Below are 19,832 nucleotides of genomic sequence, written 5' to 3' on the forward strand. Positions count from 1 at the left end.
TATGACTTAAAACGGCATCTTGAAGCCAGGTGGTAATTGCATACCGCCAGTGACTTGTGCCATTTTTTCTTTTTGGGTTTCTTCTAAGCGACGACTTGCATCATTATATGCAGCGGCAATAAGGTCTTCTAACATCTCTTTATCATCATCAGTTAATAATGAGGGATCGATCTCAACTCGGCGGCAACTATGAGCGCCATTAACCGTTATTTTAACCATACCAGCCCCTGATTCGCCGGTCACTTCCAATTTTGCGATATCTTCTTGCACTTGCTGCATACGGGTTTGCATTTGCTGTGCTTGTTTCATTAAATTACCTAAACCGCCTTTACCACCAGAAAACATGATTAATTCCTCTTTATATTGTCATTATGTTTTGATCTGTTTTTATCGAGCCATTATACAGGACTAATGCTTTGTTCATCAATTCGTGCTTCAAAAATTTGACAAATCATTGCAATTTTATTGTCTTGTCCAATTCGCTGCTTCGCTTGTGCTAATTTCATTTGATAGATTTTTTCGCGAACCTCTAAAGGTGTTAAATGTGAAGTATCATCATCTATAATTGCCGTGACTTCACATGAATGCCCGCGATAAGACGATATCACTTGAGCTAATCGTTTGATATTATTATCACCGCGTATAAGGTGCGCTAAAGCTGAACGTAAATGCAGTATTAATTTTGTATCACTTTCTTGCTCTAAGAAAGCGTTAATTGCAATTTGTTTAATCAATGGCGGTAACATTAACTGCTCAATTTCCGCACTCCATGGATCGATTTCTGCTGATTGAACAATAAGTTTTTGGATCAACTCAGCTGATTTTTCATGTTCAAATGCTTGTTTAACGGTTTTAGCAGCTAAAAGACTATCATCATTATTGGGCGTAAAATGCTCACTAAACTGCCATTGATATGTTTCAGCCGTTAGCGCTGATTGCACTACCTCATCAGCCATATCTTTTGTTATATCATTAGGCTGCTGTTGCTGCGCTGATAATGACGCCTTAGTTAAGCGTGGGCTGTTGCTGATTATTTCAGGTTGACTCCTTTCAACCTGTTCAGACTTTTTTTTTGTTTTCTCACTCTCAATGACTTGTTGTCTTGCCGCAAGAATACTTTTCGTCACATCAGAAACATTATCATCAACATTAATTTCGGGCACACTTGATGGCGCAACTGATTCATTTTGTTGTTCTAACGCTGGTGATTTTTTTTGTAGAGACTTTGGCCCGGCAGTTCGACTTTCAACGTTCGCTGTGGTGTGTGCAGCTGAACTCGCCTCTTTAGGCTCAATTGATGAAGGTGCTAATACTTTAGGTATAAAAGCGAGTGCACGTAAAAAACTCATTTCGACACCTATTTTTTTATCTGGTGCAAAAGTAAGCTCTTTTCGTCCCATCAATAGCATTTGATAAAAAAGCTGAATATCATTAGGCGAAACATGTTGAGCTAAATACCGAATGCGATCTTCATAATCACTATAATCACCTAACGCAGTCGGTACGATTTGTAATAATGAAATTTGATGCAATAAAGTTAATGTTTCAGTCAATAAATTATCCCAATCAACACCTTGTTTAGCAGCCTCATCAATGCGCTGCATTAATTGATTACCCTCACCCTGATACAATGACTCAATAAGCACAAAAGGTACCGCTTTATCAAGTGTGCCAAGCATAACACTAACTGATTGCTCATCAATTTGCCCATTACCTAATGCGATTGCTTGATCGGTCAAACTTAACGCATCACGCATACTACCATCGGCTGCTTTGGCTAATAATTGAATAGCCCTATCGTCACTATTAATGTGTTCTGCTTTTAGGATTTTAATCAACTGCTGTTTAATTAAGCTATCATCAAGTGCGCTTAAATGCAGGTGTAAACAACGTGATAAAATTGTGACCGGTAATTTTTGTGGATCGGTTGTTGCCAGTAAGAATTTAACATGTTCTGGCGGCTCTTCTAATGTCTTTAGTAAGGCATTAAAACTGCTACGTGACAGCATATGTACTTCATCGATAAGATAAACTTTAAATCGCCCTTTTGTTGGGAAATACTGAATATTATCAAGAATTTCTCGGGTATCTTCGACCTTCGTGCGCGAGGCGGCATCGATTTCTAATAAATCAATAAATCGCCCTTGTTCAATATCTTTACAATTTTCACATTCACCACATGGTGTAGCCGTTATTCCTTGCTCACAATTAAGACCTTTTGCCAGTAAACGAGCAATCGATGTTTTGCCCACACCCCGCGTGCCTGAAAACAAATAAGCATGATGGACTCGCCCTAAAGAAAGCGCATTGGCTAATACGGTTAAAACATGTTGCTGACCAACAACATCCGAAAAAGATTTAGGACGCCATTTTCTTGCTAAAACTTGATAACTCATATTTGACTATCACCACAGGTTATAAAATATCGAATTCTTTGCCATTATAACATAAATTTAAACAAGAAATTATTTCCTCTTTTAGTTAATTTTTTTATAAAAAGCAAGTAATACAGCTAAACTAAACATGATAAACGCACAGCAACGATTTAAGCGTCTTAACCCGATGTCTGTTAAATAACGAGCAGCGTGATTACCACCGCAAGCATAAATAACCATCACAATTGTATCCACAAAAATGGTTATGATAGCTAACAGACTGTACTGGAAAAATTGCGGTTTTCCTTGATCGATAAATTGCGGCAAAAAAGCAGTAAAAAAAAGTAACGCTTTAGGATTAGAAATAGCGACAACAAAGGCACGAATCATTGCTTTATAGATCGTTTTATTGGTATTGAGCTGTAGTTTTTTTATATCAGGTTTATGCCGCCAAAGCTCAATAGTCAGCCAGATTAAATAGAGTGTGCCTAACCATTTTACTAAATTAAATAGCGTCGAAGATGCTTGCATCATAGCACCAAGCCCAAGTGAAACTGCCGTAATTAAAATAAGATTACCAATATCAGCGCCAATAATGCCCATTAAGATCACAAGATTATTTTTACTCGTACCGTTGCTAAGCGCTAATAACATATTTGGTCCAGGGATAATTGATAATGATACGGTAGCTATCAAATAGACCATAATTATAGAGAGTGACATAAATATTTTGTTTAAATAAAGATAAGTATTTATCAATTATAGGCTAGAACGCTTTTTTAAGGTACTCTTTGTCGCCAAATTGATTATAGATAAAGATTGATTGTATTATAATTAAACTATTTTATAATGTTACATTATAACATAACATAGGATTAATAAATTGATTAACTTCACTTACATTAAATTAACCATTACAAGCTTAATATTATTAACCAGCGCGGTTCAGGCTCATACACATAACCATGTTATATCAGAAAAAACATTACGTATAAGCGAAGGCATATTTGACGATAATGAAGTAAAAGATCGCCCATTATCTGATTGGCAAGGTACTTGGCAATCGCTTAATGACTATTTGATAGCGGGTGATTTGGATCTTGTTATACTTGCTAAAGCTAAGAAAGACCCAACTAAAAATTTTGCTAATTATAAACAGTATTATCAAAAAGGTTATGCAACTGATGTATTATTTATTGGTATTGAGGGGGAGCAAATAGATTTCCATAAAAAAGAGAGCGAAGTATCATGTAAGTACCACTATGATGGTTATAAAATTTTACATTATACCGCCGGCAATAAAGGGGTTCGTTATCTCTTTTCTTGCCAAGAAAAAGGATCTAATGCGCCAAAATATGTTCAATTGAGTGATCATATAATCGAAGCTACGCCATCAGCCCATTTCCATATTTATATGGGTAATGAGTCTCATGAAAAACTATTAACTGAAATGGATAATTGGCCTACTTATTACCCCTTATCACAAAATAAAAACGACATTATTAGCGAGATGCTACACCATTAAATTGTTTACTTGCTAAGGTAACTTTTGCTCAAGGCTACTTTAGCTAACAATACGTTTTGCTTCTATATAACGTTCTTTCCAATACTTTTCGTTCAAATTAGAAAATTTGACACCTTTAGAGGTTGATACATGGAGAAAATTACCATTTTTGTAATAAATACCTACATGCATGCCTGTTGTGCCCCGACCCGTTTTGAAAAAAACTAAATCACCTGCTTTTAATTGAGAAACTGACTCGCCGACTTTAAGCTGGTCCGTTGTCACTCGAGGAATTAACATATTAAGTTTTTGATTATAAAAATTATTAACAAATCCCGAACAATCAATACCTTTTAAAGAATTCCCACCATAGCGATAAGGTGTCTTATTCCACACTTGATATTGTTGCTCGATTTTTTGAATAATTAAAAAATCAGATTTATCATCTGCATATTGTAATGACGCTTGCGAACTGCAGCCACTAAATAACATAATGATTATAGACATTATAAAAATTTTCAATTTTTTATTCCAATTCGTTAGCAACATTTGATAATACCTCTTGACGCTGTGCATCCTCTTTTTTTAGCTTATGACGACCAATTGTAGACCAATTAGCATGAGCTCGCGCTATTTGTAGCGATTTAGGCAATTTGCCTTTTTTCCATGCACTTTCATCTAATTTAGCTAAAATAATTGGCATACTATTCGCATGCCCGCGTAAATTTAGGCTCTCTTTTAATTGCAGTAAGCGTAATGATAAAAAACAGATAATCGCATCATCAATTGTCATTTTAGCTCTACCTGACAATTTATTTTTGATTCGGTTACCGTAATGTTTTGCCGTCTGAGCAAGCCCACCAATTGCGGCGCCAATTAATGCCGCTGAGCCTAGTGTTATACCGCCAACAGCTAAATCAACACCAGCCCCAATTGCAGCACCCGAAAGCACGCCTTTACTTAAATGAATACCCATTAATTTGAGGGCTTCTTTATTAAATAAATCGCTAGCGAAACGACCTTGTAAAACAGGAATATTTTCACTACTTTGTTGAGAGATAGAAAATTGATAGAGCGATAATAAATCATTAATTGCTTTTTGCTCTCTTTGGCGCACATTATTTTGCATCGTTTTAATCATTTCTTCGATATTATCGTTAGCAATTTCGTTATAGGCTGCAACATCAACAAGGGTTTCAGCTATGACTAACTTAGCGCGATGATTTCTATCAATGCGCTGTTGTTTAATTTTTTCTTGCCATTGATTAAGAATGTTTTTTGCGGGTTCAATTAGTAATAATAAACTTTGATAAAGGCGCTGCTCACCTTCAATAGAAGGAAATACGGCATCGAAACTAACAAGAGCATGAATGCCGATGCGCGACAATAATTTTTTCCACTCAGCTTCATAAGGTGAAGATGACGCGGTATAATTAAAAACCGCTAAAATAGGTTTGTCGCTATACGCTAATGTAGCTAATTCATCATGGTATTTATCTAGAATTGGTTCTCTTACATCTACAACGTAAATTGCCGCATCACTTTTTAGTAGCTGGCGAATCACTTTCGCCTCTTGCTCAAATTTATGTTCTGACTCGGGGCTAGATAAAAATAAGTTTAGTTTATCAATACCATCAGCTTTAGATTGATACCCATCTAAGCGGTTGATGTAGTCATATAAAGCAATACTATCTTCAAGGCCGGGAGTATCATAAAAAATAATTTTATAATTATTGTCTAACGAAAATGTTATTGCCTCAACATGCCTTGTACTACCTGGTTTATCGGAAATAGTGCCAAGCCGACTATCTTGCGTTAATGTTCGCAAAAGTGACGTTTTACCTACATTAGCATGACCGACAATGGCCAAATTAATTTCGCTTAGCATTATCATCCTCTTTAAGTAACCATGCGGTGTCTGTTTGATGCATTTTTAACTTACTTAAGCTCTCTTGCCAGTTACTAAATTGTCGTCCTTGGTTAATAAACCATAATCGGCAATGCACTGATTTTGTTGCCAATGATTGAATTAAATTTATTATACCGCGATCAGGTGAACGGTTGGTATCAATAGCAATAAGCAATTTTTCAGCGGGATGCTGCTGTAAAAAATCAAGCATGGCTTTTCGTTCATTATGACTATTTAAAAAGCCTAAAAATTCAATTTCAGCTGGCGGTAACCAATTTGTTTCAATTTCAATCGCAACCAGCATTTTATTTGTTGCAGTACTGTAGATTTGCTTATTTTCAGCATGTAAAACCGAATTATGATGATGTTCTTTATCGACAATGTGTTTTATTGCAACAACGTCTAAATCATTAACTAATAATTGATACTGTGGATATTGAAGATTTAAGGTAATACTTTGACAGCCTATTCGCCATTTCAACCAACAAAAAATCAGCAGCACTAACCGAACGGCAATGCCATATACAATAAAAATACCTAGCAACCAGATAGCCCAAGCCGACCTAATTTCGCCATTACTCATTGCCTGCTCACTAGCACGGATCATATCATTATTTGGTAATGAAAAACCTAATATTGCTGGTAGCTGACCTAAAACATGGGTAACGGTAATAACCGAGTCAGCACTTAGTAAAGTGGTTTGCCATTCAAAACTATAATGTTTGGTTGATAATAGTGTCAGCAGTATAATAAATGCTGAAAATAAAATAACAGTCCATAATAAATTAACAACTAAACCAACTAACCACCGCAATTGTTTATTAAACAGGCTGATAAATGCAGGTAATACTTGGCTGACAGTTGTCTTTTTTGATAGTTTTTTTGCGATCCATAGCCAGATATGAATTAAAAAGCTACCACTTTCATTAGGTAAAAAGATACAAGATATTAGCCATAAGCACAGGGTAACTAGGTGGAGGCCGAGTAGGCACAATAATGCCCAATATAAATTGACCGGATTTTGAGCTAAAGCGCTAAATGCAAGACCCGCACCAGTAAATAGTGCAATAATAAATAAAATAAATAATGATAACTTGGCTGAATTTAACCATTCTTGTTGGCTTCGTTTTAATCCATGTTGTTCACTAAGAATTTCTGCTCGTGTCATAATACGCTCTGACACGCTTGCTTTAATTGCTCGAGCCTGACGGTTTGCATCGTCATCATGAAAACGTCCACTATCCTTTTCGATTAAACGGACTGTCTCGGTTAACCATAATGATTTTAAGTATTGATTCATTGCTTCTCTTTTATTAACAACAATTAACGCTATCAATTTTTTATATTTCGTTATAAGTATTATATAAAAAATGATACATATTATAGCAGTGCATCTAAGCCATTTATTTTAACTATAACTAATAATAACTTTATTTTTTAAGGAGATAAACTAAAAAAGGGCTTTTATAGCCCTTTTTAATGATCAGTTATTGTGATTAACTCTATTGAGAAAGCCCACCAATCTTATTTAGCAACGATGTAATACGTTCTTGCCATGCAGATTGTTCTTGTTTCAACTCATCATTTTGCTTACGCAAATTTTGTACTTCATCAGATTCTTCGCTAATTAAAAGTTCTAGCTCTTGATTCTTTTGTTGTAACGTGTTGATTTCTTGTTGTAATAGTTGAATAGTATTTACTGTTTGTTGAATTTTAGTTTCTAACTGGTTAAGTATTTCTAAAGACATATTGATCCTCAATAGCAATTATTTGTGTATAATGCTGAGCATTATAACGAATTCAAATCAAATCTACACTCAATTTAAACGTAATTATTGGAGAAAATTATGCGCAAACCTCTCGTGATGGGAAATTGGAAGCTAAACGGCAGTAAAGCAATGGCTTTAGATTTAGTAACAGGCTTAAAAAAAGAGCTTACTGGTGTTGATGGTTGTGATGTCGCAATTGCCCCGCCAGTTGTATATCTTGACTATGTACAAAAGCTTTTAGCCGATTCTAATATTATCTTAGGTGCACAAAATGTCGATACTCATCTATCGGGTGCATATACGGGTGATATTTCAGCTCAAATGCTTAAAGAAGTTGGAGCAACTCACATTATTATCGGCCATTCAGAGCGCCGTACTTATCATAAAGAATGTGATAAATTTATTGCACAGAAATTTGCCATATTAAAGGAAAATGGTTTAACACCCGTTTTATGTATTGGTGAAACTGAAGCAGAAAATGAAGCAGGTCAAACCCAAGCTGTTTGTGCAAAACAAATTGATGCAGTAATTGATTTATTAGGCGTTAAAGCATTTAATAATGCAGTTATTGCTTATGAACCAATTTGGGCTATTGGTACAGGCAAATCAGCAACTCCAGCACAAGCACAAGCTATTCACAAATTTATTCGTGATCATATTGCAAAACTTGATGGTGATGTGGCTAAACAAGTTATTATTCAGTACGGTGGTTCTGTTAATGATAAAAATGCAGCAGAATTATTTACCCAACCTGATATTGATGGTGCATTAGTTGGTGGTGCGTCACTAAAAGCAGATGCTTTTGCGGTAATTGTCAAAGCAGCAGCTCAAGCTAAGAAGTAATCAAAAAAAAATGACTTACTATAATAACGATAAAATAGTAAGTCATTTAAAATTTATTCAAAATAGTACGCTTTAACTCACAAAAGTAACAAATAGAACACTTTAAGATTTTCGCAATAATTACAAATTATATAGAATAATGAGTACTATTTTTTGTATCGAGTTGGCCAAATTTTTTCTACCGGAACGTTTAAATATTCAGAAATAATTTTCTCATATTTAGGGCAATGACGGTAAAGTGCATTTCTTAATGTATCAGCCTGTAAGCCGTTTGAACGGGACAATTCACGCAGACTACCCCCTCGAATTTTGATCTCCCCCACAACTCTCGAAGGTAACCAGTCTTGATCTTGTACTCTCATTATGAGATCCTCTTATATAGATATAGTTAAGATTATCGGTATAATACCACTTTAACGCTGTTTAGCATTAAATTGTGGTGAAAGAATACCACACAAAAAAACGAATTCAAACAAAAAAGTGCATTTTTTTCCAAAAAAATATATAAATCTGCTTACATTGACTTTAAATGTGTAAAAATACGAAGGTGACAATGAAAGATCTTGAAAAGAAAAAACTACTTGAAAGTACTGGTGTTATTGATTTTAATAAGAGATTATTACTCGCCCAAGAAGGAATGTCAGGAAATGCTTTTGCCAAAAAAGTAGAGATGTCAGAAGCTGTTATTAGAGACTATCTATCGGGAAAAACTTATCCATCGTTGAACCGCTTAGCCATTATTGCTAAAAAATGTGATGTACCAATTGAATGGCTAGCAACCGGTCAAGGAGAATGTCGTTTATTACCAAATAATGTAGTTAATACAATAGTTAATATTCCTATCTATCAACCAAATACAGAGACTGACTTATTAGACGAGATTAAAGGCGTAAAAAATCGTATAACGAATTTATTACCGTTTGATTTAAATTGTCTTAAATCTCATGATTTTTATGTTGATGATCTTTTTTTCTATTGGGCAAAAGGTGATTCAATGTCACCAACTATATCAGATAACGATACATTAATTTTTAACGCATCTAATATAATGCCATTTGATGGCTATATCTACCTTATCAAATATGGCGATACACTGGGCATAAAGCGAATTCAAAATCATGGTAAATACCTTTTATTGTTATCTGATAATGAAAAATATCCGTCAATCCAGATAGATAAGCTAAATATAGAAAATGATTTCCAGGTTATAGGTAGAATAATTTGTATTATAAAAGATCTGTCTTAATCAACGATTGAATACCATTTATTGACGGTATAGATAAATGGTTATTTCATTCTTTTCTGCAAAAAATTATTGCTCTCTTATCATTTGTGATAAAATCGCAGATAAGAGCTACTTATCTATGATTTAAATTTAATATGTCGCAGAAAAAAATGAATAACGCAAATATAAAGGTTGTCGTCGGTATGTCTGGTGGAGTTGATTCATCGGTATCGGCTTATTTATTACAACAACAGGGATATGATGTTGTTGGACTATTTATGAAGAATTGGGAAGAAGATGACAATGAAGAGTATTGTTCAGCAACGACCGATCTCAATGATGCAAAAGCAGTATGTGATAAATTAGGTATAAAGCTACTCACAATTAATTTTGCAGCCGAATACTGGGACAATGTATTTGAACATTTTTTATCAGAATACCAAGCCGGCAGAACACCTAATCCAGATATATTATGTAATAAAGAGATTAAATTTAAGGCTTTTTTAGATTATGCAGCTGAAGATTTAGGTGCCGACTATATTGCAACAGGCCATTATGTTCGCAGAAGAGAGCAAAATGGTAAAGTTGAGTTGTTACGTGGCATTGATAATAATAAAGACCAAAGTTATTTCCTTTATACCTTAAATGAACAACAAATAAGTAAGAGCCTTTTTCCTGTCGGTGAATTAGAAAAACCTCAAGTTAGGGAAATCGCACAAAAATTAGGCTTAGCGACAGCAAGTAAAAAGGATTCGACAGGGATCTGCTTTATTGGTGAACGAAAATTCCGTGATTTTTTAGCTCGTTACCTCCCTGCTCAATCAGGATTAATTAGAACCGTTGATGGAGATGTAATCGGTGAACACCAAGGATTAATGTACCATACTCTAGGTCAACGTAAAGGGCTTGGTATTGGCGGACTTAAAAATGCCGATGAAACGCCTTGGTACGTAGTTGATAAGAACGTTTTAGAAAATGAACTTATTGTTGCGCAAGGACATGAACACCCAGCGTTGTATTCTGGTGGACTAATTGCAGGCCAACTTCACTGGGTAGATAACAAAGCACTTACTCAATCGTTAAAATGCACAGTAAAAACTCGGTACCGCCAACAAGATATTGCTTGTGTGTTAAATCCTGTTGGTGATGATAAAGTCGAAGTTATTTTTGAGCATCCAGTGTCAGCTGTTACGCCAGGCCAATCAGCCGTGTTTTATCAACAAGAAGTTTGCCTTGGCGGCGGTATTATAGAAGAAAGAATACTTCGCCAATTTGATAACCATCTATAAGCTAATAAAGAGAATGAATATGGACAATAAATATAATCATATTGCTATAGCGTTAGGTGGTGTTTGCCAAAGTGCAATATTAGTCCCAAGTTTAGCTAATACTGGGCAATGTGATCTACCTTTATATGATATTTCGTTAAAAAGTATCTTTAATATCTCGCCACAATCAACTGAAGATGTTTTTGACGGTACGGAAAATATTAAAAATGGCTTACAATTTTTGACACAACTATTGAATAATAGCCAAGAAAAAGTTGAAGTGATGCGTTACATATTAGGTACGCTCGGTGTGACAAGTAAATTAATTAAAAACGAATCGGCCCTAGCTAAAATATCTAACCGGCTAGAGCGAATCCAGTCGCTTTACGGTATCATTAATAATGAGACATTAAGCAATCACCGCGATGAGATTTCTTACTCCCTAGCTGGAATTTACTCTGACATCATTAGTCCACTTACGTCAAAAATTAGGGTAACAGGGAAAGTTGAGTATTTACAAAATACCTTAATTCAAGCAAGAGTGCGTTCGGCGCTATTTGCAAGCGTTAGATCGGCCATTTTATGGTATCAAGTTGGAGGGAATCGTTTGCAATTACTCTTCTCTCGTAAAAGTATAATTAATGCTGCCGATAATATTTTGCAACAAATGCAAAATAATGGTTAACAGTTAAATCATTGATGTTACAAAACGTCACGAAAAATATGGAGTAGAATGATGGAATTATCTGCACTTACTGCCCTATCGCCGGTTGATGGTCGTTATGGCGATAAAACAAAAGAATTGAGATCAATATTTAGTGAATATGGTTTATTAAAATACCGAGTAGAAGTTGAAATCAAATGGTTACAAAAGTTATCTAACTGCAAACAAATCACTGAAGTTGCTGAATTTGACCGCCCGACCAATGAATTTCTTAATAATATTATTTTGAATTTTAGTGAGCAAGATGCTCTGCGTATCAAAGATATTGAAAAAACCACTAACCATGACGTTAAAGCTGTCGAATATTTTTTGAAAGAAAAAATCGCGGGTAATAAGGCGCTTGAAGCTGTTTCTGAATTTATTCATTTTGCTTGTACATCAGAAGACATAAACAATCTATCTTACTCATTAATGCTAAAAACAGCCAGAGAAGACGTGGTCATTCCTTACTGGCTTAAATTAATTGATGAGCTAAAAGTAAAAGCAAAACTTTACCAAGATATTCCATTGCTATCTCGAACTCATGGTCAACCTGCGACGCCATCAACAATTGGTAAAGAACTAGCTAACGTTATTTACCGTTTAGAACGTCAATTAAAACAACTTAAAGTTGTTGAAATACTGGGTAAAATAAATGGTGCCACAGGTAATTATAATGCACACATCGTTGCTTACCCAGAGGTTGATTGGAACCAATTTAGCCAAGAATTTGTTAATTCATTAGGTTTAACTTGGAACCCATATACAACACAAATTGAGCCACATGATTATATTGCTGAATTTTTTGACTGTGTCATTAGATTCAATACGATTATTATCGATCTTGACCGTGATATTTGGGGTTATATTGCATTAAATCATTTTAAACAAAAAACGATTGCAGGTGAAATTGGTTCATCAACCATGCCACATAAAGTTAACCCAATAGATTTTGAAAACTCTGAGGGCAATTTAGGACTCGCTAATGCGATGATGCAGCACTTAGCCAATAAGCTTCCTATTTCAAGATGGCAACGAGATCTAACAGACTCTACCGTGCTACGAAATTTAGGTGTTGGTTTAGGTTATGCGTTAATAGCTTATCAATCAACTTTGAAAGGGCTAAATAAATTAGAAGTAAATCAAGCACACATTCTTGACGAACTAAATCATAACTGGGAAGTCCTTGCTGAACCGATCCAAACGGTTATGCGTCGTTATGGCATTGAAAAACCATACGAAAAATTAAAAGAATTAACTCGAGGTAAACGCGTTGATCAGCAAGGCATGCAGCAATTTATTGATAGCCTCGATTTACCTGATAGTGAAAAAGCACGCTTAAAACAGCTCACTCCTGCTAATTATATTGGTTATGCAGTCGAATTAGTAAAAAAAATATAATTTAAGGATAAATTGTGCAAGTTCAGGTAATAAAAATAGCAACACGAAAAAGCCCTTTAGCATTGTGGCAAGCTAATTACGTTAAAAATAGGCTAATATCTTGTCATCCAGAATTAACCGTTGAGCTTGTACCAATGGTAACCCAAGGGGACGTATTGCTTGATAGCCCGTTATCTAAAATTGGTGGTAAAGGGTTATTTGTAAAACAACTCGAGCTTGCACTTTTAAATGATGAGGCTGATATTGCAGTTCATTCGCTTAAAGATATTCCGGCCCAGTTTCCTAATGGTTTAGAGTTAACAACTATCTGTGTTCGTGATGATGTGCGTGATGCATTTATTTCTAATAAATACAATAACCTTAGCGAGCTACCTAAAAATGCTATCGTTGGTACATCAAGTTTACGGCGTCAATGCCAGCTAAAAGCGCATTATCCAACTTTAACGATTAAAGATTTACGCGGAAATATAGGATCACGCCTGCAAAAATTAGATAATAATGAATATGATGCAATTATCTTAGCCGCAGCGGGGTTGAAACGATTAGAATTAGATGAGCGCATTAAACAATTTATTCCTGTAGATATTATGCTACCAGCTGTTGGCCAAGGTGCTGTTGGTATTGAGACCCGTCAAAATGATGATAGAATTCACCAATTACTGGCCCCTCTCGATGATCAAAACACGCGTTATTGTGTTATAGCTGAACGGGCGATGAATAATCATCTCCAAGGTGGTTGTCAGGTGCCAATTGCTTGTTACTCAAAACTAGAGCAAGATACTTTAACCTTGCAAGGCTTAGTTGGTAGCTTAGATGGACAACAAATTATTACCGAAACAGTTATTGGAAATAAACAGCAGGCAACAGAATTAGGTATCATGCTTGCTAAGCAGTTAATCGCCCAAGGTGCGGATAAAATTTTAAGTCAAATTTAACAATATTAATCCCATTATAAATAGGTAAACTTTATGATTATTGTGACTCGTCCATCACCTTATGGGGAAGAACTTGTTCAATTATGTCATCAAGCTAAATTAGCTGCAAAATACTTACCTTTTTTTAATATCGTAAAGGGTCACGACTTAGATAATTTACAACATCACCTTGATAGCTTACAACAAGGTGATGTTGTGATTATCGTATCACCGCAAGTTAATTTAATGATCGGTGCTTTGCAAACTAAAATTAAATTTCCTGATTTTGTCCAATACTTTGCAGTTGGGCAGCAAACAGCTAAGCAATTTCAAATGCTATCAAACCAATTAGTTGCATATCCACCTCAACATGAAAATAGTGAAGGATTAGTTGAGTATTTTCAATCGATTGATCTTTGTGTTATAGGCCGGCAAGTCTTAGTATTATGCGGAGATATAGGACGAACTTTCATACAAGAAAGCCTACATGCTCAAGGTGCATTAATTAAAAACATTAAGTGCTACCACCGCAAGAAAATTGATTACCCAAGCACGCTTTTTTTTAAACAAGAAAAATATTGTTTCGTTATAACGAGTATTGAACATCTATTACAATTAGAGTTATATTGTAGCGACATGCATAAGCACAATTGTTGTTTGATTGTTAGTAGTACGAGGATAATGACTGCTGCAAAATTACATCATTGGCGGCATATCTACTTAGCCGATAATGCAAATAATCAAAATTTATTTAAAACAATAGCGACTCTATGTCATAATGCGACATCAATATAAATTTATTGGGTACAATCGCCACCATGTCGCAAAACAACTTAATTTCCAGTAACTCGCGATTTTTTAGTGCAAATGCTACACTGTCTAATATTAGTGTTACCGCATCTAAAAACCCAGATAGCCAAAATTTATTACAATCAAGTTTATCTAAATCTTCACCTATTGGTAATCAAATACAACCTCAACAAGTGAAACAAGATATGAAAAAAAATACTGAAAACACGCCACTGCCGTCGCAAGATAAAAAAAATAGCCAAGAACTGAAGAAACCAATCACTAAAATTCCGGTATCAAAACTATCGATTATCGCAATTGGTTTAACAATTTGTTTAGGTGGTTTTATTTATTATCATGCTCATGAACAAGCAATGGTGCAAAAAGCTGAAATTGACCAGTTACAGGCCGAAATTTCGACATTAAAAGATACCTTACAACAATCGATCACCCGTGATATCCAAGCGAACGTATCGCAAGCTGTTGATAACCAAAATAAACAATTCACACTATTAACGCAAAATGTGAAAAATCAGTTAAGCGAGCAAATACAAACGCAGCAAGAATTTATTAATAAAGTTGATGACGCAATAAAAGTATCTGAACAAAATATTATTCATTTTAATGAACGACTATCGGCTATGTCGAGCACAGATAATAAGAGTTGGTTAATATCGCAAGCTAATTATTTAGTCAATTTAGCTGGGCGTAAAATTTGGAATGATCAAGACTACACAACGGCTAGATTATTATTAAAAAATGCAGATGCAAGCCTTGCACAAGCGAGCGACCCTAGCTTATTACCGGCTAGACAAGCAATTAATAAAGATATTTCTGCACTCGCAGCGATTAGTTTTACTGACTTTGATGGTATTGTGATGACGCTAATGGAATTAGTTGATTCAGTTACCGAGCTGCCATTAGCAGATAACTATCAACAAATTGATTTAGGTATGACGCAGTATGATGATACAATTTCAAACCAAGAGTCAGATACTGAAAATAATGACTTAGCGTCTGCACCAAGTTCATCATCGACACAGACTAATGGTATATCATCTTCAATAGGTGATTGGTATGATAATTTGATAAAAGGTAGTGAATCTTTTTTTGCTAAATTTATTCAAGTTGAAAAATATGATAGTTTTAATAAATGTATTGTCGATGCTGGCCAAAACCCCGAATTGTTAAAAAAATGTCAGGTTCATACCGCAATTATTATGCCCGAACAAGCGCTCTATTTAAGAGAAAACATCAAATTACGATTACTCATTGCCGCGCAGGCGGTTCCTCGGCATCAACAGCTTATTTATCAACGCGCACTCGATGATGTAGCTATTTGGGTTAATGCCTATTTTGATGGTAATAGCCCAAGTGTAAAAGTATTTTTAGATGAACTCAATAATTTACAGCAACAATCGATTAGCAATAAAAATGTACCTAAACAATTAGCTAGTCAGAAAGAACTCGATACACTAATGCAAACTCGCGTCCGTGCGATGTTAGTAAACTAGGAGCAAATAATGTTACGAATTCTAATTATTTTCTTAGTTCTTATCGCGGGTATTATTGTTGGCCCAATGCTAGCTGATCATCAAGGCATGGTATTGTTTCAATTTTCAGGCTACCGAATAAAAATGAGTTTACTCACGTTTATTTTTGTTGAGTTCTTTTTTCTATTATTGCTTTATATCTTTTATTTTGTGTTTATTAAAATATTTTACTCTAAAACAGCTTTAGGCGGTTGGTTACGTTCATTATCTCCCAAAAAATCAGCAAAAAATATCGAACTAGCTCAGCTATTTTTGCTTGAGGGAGATTATAAAAAAGCAGGACGATTATTAGCTAAAAGTGCAAAATCAGCGACAAACCCAGCGCTCATTTATTTACAAACTGCGCAAGCTGAAATTGATAGCAAACAATTTAATATAGCAAGAGAACATCTTGATAATGCTGCAAAAATTTGTAAGGACAAAGAAAAATTCGCATTTAAACTGGTACAGCTTCGCCTACAAATTAAAACTCATCAATATCATGAGGCAAAAATAACGATAGAACATTTACTGGAAGAAAAACCGCGTAATCCAGAAGTACTACGGCTAGCGGATGAACTTTACTACCACCAACAAGATTACCAATCGATTATTAATATTTTACCTGCAATGTATAAGGCTGAAGCGTTTACTGAAACACAGCTTGATCAATTCAAAAATACTGCATACATAGGTAGAATAAAACAATTAGCAGAACATGAAGGTATTGGTAATATGCTTAAATGGTGGCAATCACAGCCAAAGGCTATTAAGCAAAATACAATTTATCAAGATACAATTAAAGTTTACCAAGATAATTTATTATCAAAATAGCTATTTTTTATTTGTATTATATAAAAAAAGCCACCAGGGTCGGTGGCTTTTTAATTATAATAGAAGCAACAATTACAAAATACCTTGCCCTAACATCGCATCAGCAACTTTAACAAAGCCGGCAATATTGGCGCCATCAACATAATTAATAACTTTACCACCATGATCACCATACTTGACACATGATGAGTGAATAGCGAGCATAATATTATGTAACTGGCGATCAACTTCTTCGGCAGTCCATGACATTCTTGCTGAGTTTTGTGCCATTTCCAGTCCTGATGTTGCAACGCCGCCAGCATTAGCCGCTTTACCTGGTGCAAAAAGTACATTTGCGGCAATAAATGCTTCAGTTGCTTCAATCGTTGTTGGCATATTTGCGCCCTCACCAACGGCAATAACGCCATTATTAATAAGCATTTTAGCATCTTCGATAGTTAATTCATTTTGAGTTGCGCAAGGTAGTGCCACATCAGCCTTAATTCCCCAAGGTTTTTGACCCTTATGGTATGTTAAACCAAACTCTTTAGCATATTGTTCAACGCGGCCATATTCGATATTCTTAATTTGCATCAAACGTGCTAATTTTTCTTGAGTGAAACCGGCCTCATCAACAACAGTGCCTGCTGAATCCGATAAAGTAATTACTTTTGCGCCCAATTGCATACATTTTTCAATTGCATATTGAGCTACATTACCAGAGCCTGATACTGCAACGTTTAAACCATTAAAACTTTTACCATGTTGCTTAAGCATTGCTTCAACAAAATATACAAGTCCATAGCCCGTTGCTTCTGGCCGAATTAAACTTCCGCCAAAAGACAATCCTTTACCGGTAAATACGCAAGATGCATTGTTGGTTAATTTTTTCATCATGCCAGCCATAAAACCGACCTCTCGACCACCAACACCAATATCACCAGCTGGAACATCAGTATCAGAACCAATATGACGATATAACTCAGTAACGAGTGCTTGGCAAAAACGCATTACTTCACCATTACTTTTACCTTTTGGATCAAAATCACTACCACCTTTACCGCCACCCATAGGTAATGTAGTTAAAGCATTTTTGAATGTTTGCTCAAAACCAAGAAATTTTAAAATAGATAAATTAACTGAAGGATGAAAACGCATACCGCCCTTAAATGGACCAATGGCTGAATTAAACTGCACACGCCATGCTCGGTTAACTTGCACTTGGCCTTTATCATCAACCCAAGTTACACGAAATTGGATCGCTCGCTCAGGCTCAGTGATCCGCTCTAATAACCCATGCGCGGTATATTGTGGATTTTTTTCTAAAAATGGCCATAAAGAGGTTAAAACTTCTCTAACTGCTTGTAAGAATTCAGGTTGATTTGGATCGCGTTTTTGTAGAGAGGTAATGAATTGATCGACTGACGTATAATGACTCATAATTTATCCTTATTATTTAAAAATAACTCGAACTGATTTAGTGCAAATATAGCACTAAAATAATTCACAAAAAAATAATAAGTTTTAATAATAGATAAGTCGTTAACAAAAATAGTTATCGAAATAGAATCAAAAACCACTTAAGCATCATAATGGCGCAATATCTTATATAAAGGTAGCTAAACTAAAAAATACCGTATCAATGACATAGATACAACACCAACAATAACAATCCACATCAAGTTTTTAGTAATCACAGCGGCAAATACTGTTGGCACTGTTGCGTACAAATATGCCGTATTGATGGCAGGTAACTGCCCTTCTCTTACGACTAAAAGATTTTGTACAAACAGCGCGGTTAATATACATAAAGGGACGTAGGATAAAAAGCGTAGCACAACTTCTGGTATACGAATTTTCCGCACTAAAATAAAAGGAATAACTCGCGGTAACCAAGTTACTAAGCCGCAACCTAATATGATTAATAAACTATAGAGTGTCATTTGCATTTTTCGATGAGTACCCCTAAACAGCAACCCAGTAAGGTTGCAATCAGTAGTGCTAGTTCTGCCGAGATAAATTTCATTAAAAATACTAATAAAACAGATACTGTTAACATAACTAAAAGCATATTTTTTTTACTTTTATTCTTATCACTAATTAATTGTAAATAAAGAAGGCCAATAAACATAGCGACAAGCGCATAATCTAAACCTAGGAGCCGAGGGTCTGGCAAAAAGTTACCAATCATGCCGCCAAGTAAACAAGATAAAATCCAAACAATATATGCCGTCAGGTTTAATCCGTGCATCCATTTTGAATTGATAGCGACTTTCTTGCTAATTGTCGTCATTGCTACTGCAAAAGTCTCATCGGTTAACAAGCTTCCTATCCCAATATTATTCCATAATGAAAATTTTTTAAAATAAGGCGCGGTTGCCATACTCATCAAAAAATGACGTGAATTAATTAGAAAAACAGTAAAAATAATGGCAGAAATCGGCGTACTAATTAGCATCAAACCTGCAATAATAAATTGCGCAGCTCCAGCATAGACAATAATGGCAAGCAATGTAACTTCTAATATACTTAAATTAGATGCTTTACCAATAACGCCGGCAGCGATACCAATACCGATATAACCAAGTAAGGTTGGAATACAGTCAATTACACCATTTCTAAATGTTAAACTCATAACTAACTTTGCATAAAATAATTGTTGGTAGATATCATAACGAATTTTCAGCTTAACGTTAAGCAAACAAATGCATGTTGTAATATATCGCAAAAAAGCCTATTAAAAAGTAATCTTCGACTATTTATCGCTAAAATAGTTAAATACTCAGG

At 35.1% G+C, this 19,832-nt stretch carries 21 protein-coding genes; 10 read left to right on the forward strand and 11 right to left on the reverse strand.

The features are described 5' to 3' along the window. Window positions 1-6 precede the first annotated feature (6 nt). The 3 genes from RHO14_09345 to RHO14_09355 all read right to left on the reverse strand — a co-directional run bounded on the left by RHO14_09345 (window position 7) and on the right by RHO14_09355 (window position 3,098). Window positions 7-345, reverse strand: a complete 339-nt coding sequence (locus RHO14_09345; protein ID WVD70558.1) for a YbaB/EbfC family nucleoid-associated protein — start codon at window positions 343-345, stop codon at window positions 7-9. Window positions 346-398: 53 nt separating this feature from the next. Beyond that, window positions 399-2,396, reverse strand: coding sequence for a DNA polymerase III subunit gamma/tau (gene dnaX / locus RHO14_09350; protein ID WVD70559.1), 1,998 nt, complete (start codon window positions 2,394-2,396; stop codon window positions 399-401). Between the two features lie 81 nt (window positions 2,397-2,477). Further along, window positions 2,478-3,098 carry a LysE family translocator gene (locus tag RHO14_09355; protein ID WVD70560.1) on the reverse strand — a complete coding sequence of 207 codons (621 nt, stop codon included), beginning with the start codon at window positions 3,096-3,098 and terminating at the stop codon, window positions 2,478-2,480. 160 nt (window positions 3,099-3,258) lie between these two features. Between RHO14_09355 and RHO14_09360 the strand changes: the two genes are divergently transcribed. After that, entirely contained in the window at window positions 3,259-3,900 is a 642-nt protein-coding gene (locus RHO14_09360) for a ZinT/AdcA family metal-binding protein (protein WVD70561.1), read from the forward strand. Between the two features lie 39 nt (window positions 3,901-3,939). Here RHO14_09360 and RHO14_09365 read toward each other — a convergent pair whose 3' ends face one another. The 4 genes from RHO14_09365 to zapB all read right to left on the reverse strand — a co-directional run bounded on the left by RHO14_09365 (window position 3,940) and on the right by zapB (window position 7,536). Further along, window positions 3,940-4,386: an NlpC/P60 family protein gene (locus RHO14_09365; GenBank protein ID WVD70562.1), complete on the reverse strand. Its 447-nt coding sequence runs from the start codon at window positions 4,384-4,386 to the stop codon at window positions 3,940-3,942. A 19-nt stretch (window positions 4,387-4,405) separates the two neighbouring features. Further along, window positions 4,406-5,767 (reverse strand): GTPase/DUF3482 domain-containing protein, encoded by a 1,362-nt coding sequence (locus RHO14_09370; GenBank protein WVD70563.1) that lies wholly within the window; start codon window positions 5,765-5,767, stop codon window positions 4,406-4,408. After that, on the reverse strand, window positions 5,751-7,088 hold the full coding sequence (locus tag RHO14_09375) for a DUF2868 domain-containing protein (GenBank protein ID WVD70564.1): 1,338 nt from the start codon (window positions 7,086-7,088) through the stop codon (window positions 5,751-5,753). The genes RHO14_09370 and RHO14_09375 overlap by 17 nt, the downstream gene beginning before the upstream one ends. A gap of 202 nt (window positions 7,089-7,290) precedes the next feature. Then, window positions 7,291-7,536, reverse strand: a complete 246-nt coding sequence (gene zapB / locus RHO14_09380) for a cell division protein ZapB (GenBank protein WVD70565.1) — start codon at window positions 7,534-7,536, stop codon at window positions 7,291-7,293. Between the two features lie 99 nt (window positions 7,537-7,635). Between zapB and tpiA the strand changes: the two genes are divergently transcribed. Then, the gene (gene tpiA, locus RHO14_09385; GenBank protein ID WVD70566.1) at window positions 7,636-8,400 is read left to right on the forward strand and encodes a triose-phosphate isomerase; all 765 of its coding nucleotides are present in this window, start codon (window positions 7,636-7,638) and stop codon (window positions 8,398-8,400) included. A gap of 146 nt (window positions 8,401-8,546) precedes the next feature. Here the strand turns inward: tpiA and RHO14_09390 are convergent, their stop codons facing one another. Beyond that, window positions 8,547-8,762 carry a helix-turn-helix domain-containing protein gene (locus RHO14_09390; protein ID WVD70567.1) on the reverse strand — a complete coding sequence of 72 codons (216 nt, stop codon included), beginning with the start codon at window positions 8,760-8,762 and terminating at the stop codon, window positions 8,547-8,549. 191 nt (window positions 8,763-8,953) lie between these two features. Here RHO14_09390 and RHO14_09395 point away from each other — a divergent pair, with 191 nt between their 5' ends. The 8 genes from RHO14_09395 (at window position 8,954) to RHO14_09430 (ending at window position 17,066) form a co-directional block, all read left to right on the forward strand. Continuing rightward, entirely contained in the window at window positions 8,954-9,646 is a 693-nt protein-coding gene (locus RHO14_09395) for a S24 family peptidase (GenBank protein WVD70568.1), read from the forward strand. Between the two features lie 149 nt (window positions 9,647-9,795). Then, a complete protein-coding gene (gene mnmA, locus RHO14_09400; protein ID WVD70569.1) occupies window positions 9,796-10,914 on the forward strand; it encodes a tRNA 2-thiouridine(34) synthase MnmA in 1,119 nt (372 codons plus the stop codon). Window positions 10,915-10,933: 19 nt separating this feature from the next. Then, a complete protein-coding gene (gene hflD, locus RHO14_09405; GenBank protein ID WVD70570.1) occupies window positions 10,934-11,578 on the forward strand; it encodes a high frequency lysogenization protein HflD in 645 nt (214 codons plus the stop codon). A 51-nt stretch (window positions 11,579-11,629) separates the two neighbouring features. Further along, the gene (purB, locus tag RHO14_09410) at window positions 11,630-12,997 is read left to right on the forward strand and encodes an adenylosuccinate lyase (protein WVD72505.1); all 1,368 of its coding nucleotides are present in this window, start codon (window positions 11,630-11,632) and stop codon (window positions 12,995-12,997) included. A 14-nt stretch (window positions 12,998-13,011) separates the two neighbouring features. Beyond that, window positions 13,012-13,932, forward strand: a complete 921-nt coding sequence (gene hemC, locus RHO14_09415; protein WVD70571.1) for a hydroxymethylbilane synthase — start codon at window positions 13,012-13,014, stop codon at window positions 13,930-13,932. A gap of 33 nt (window positions 13,933-13,965) precedes the next feature. Continuing rightward, window positions 13,966-14,706: a uroporphyrinogen-III synthase gene (locus RHO14_09420; GenBank protein ID WVD70572.1), complete on the forward strand. Its 741-nt coding sequence runs from the start codon at window positions 13,966-13,968 to the stop codon at window positions 14,704-14,706. A gap of 23 nt (window positions 14,707-14,729) precedes the next feature. Beyond that, on the forward strand, window positions 14,730-16,214 hold the full coding sequence (locus RHO14_09425) for a uroporphyrinogen-III C-methyltransferase (GenBank protein WVD70573.1): 1,485 nt from the start codon (window positions 14,730-14,732) through the stop codon (window positions 16,212-16,214). 9 nt (window positions 16,215-16,223) lie between these two features. Beyond that, window positions 16,224-17,066, forward strand: a complete 843-nt coding sequence (locus RHO14_09430; GenBank protein ID WVD70574.1) for a heme biosynthesis HemY N-terminal domain-containing protein — start codon at window positions 16,224-16,226, stop codon at window positions 17,064-17,066. A 72-nt stretch (window positions 17,067-17,138) separates the two neighbouring features. Here the strand turns inward: RHO14_09430 and gdhA are convergent, their stop codons facing one another. The 3 genes from gdhA to RHO14_09445 form a co-directional block, all read right to left on the reverse strand. Beyond that, window positions 17,139-18,485: an NADP-specific glutamate dehydrogenase gene (gdhA, locus tag RHO14_09435; protein ID WVD70575.1), complete on the reverse strand. Its 1,347-nt coding sequence runs from the start codon at window positions 18,483-18,485 to the stop codon at window positions 17,139-17,141. A 179-nt stretch (window positions 18,486-18,664) separates the two neighbouring features. After that, complete coding sequence (locus RHO14_09440) at window positions 18,665-18,994, reverse strand: AzlD domain-containing protein (GenBank protein ID WVD70576.1); 330 nt, start codon at window positions 18,992-18,994, stop codon at window positions 18,665-18,667. Beyond that, window positions 18,985-19,680 (reverse strand): AzlC family ABC transporter permease, encoded by a 696-nt coding sequence (locus RHO14_09445; GenBank protein WVD70577.1) that lies wholly within the window; start codon window positions 19,678-19,680, stop codon window positions 18,985-18,987. The genes RHO14_09440 and RHO14_09445 overlap by 10 nt, the downstream gene beginning before the upstream one ends. Between the last annotated feature and the right edge of the window lie 152 nt (window positions 19,681-19,832).

This window comes from Orbaceae bacterium lpD04 (assembly GCA_036251935.1).
In the GTDB taxonomy this organism is placed as follows: domain Bacteria; phylum Pseudomonadota; class Gammaproteobacteria; order Enterobacterales; family Orbaceae; genus Orbus; species Orbus wheelerorum.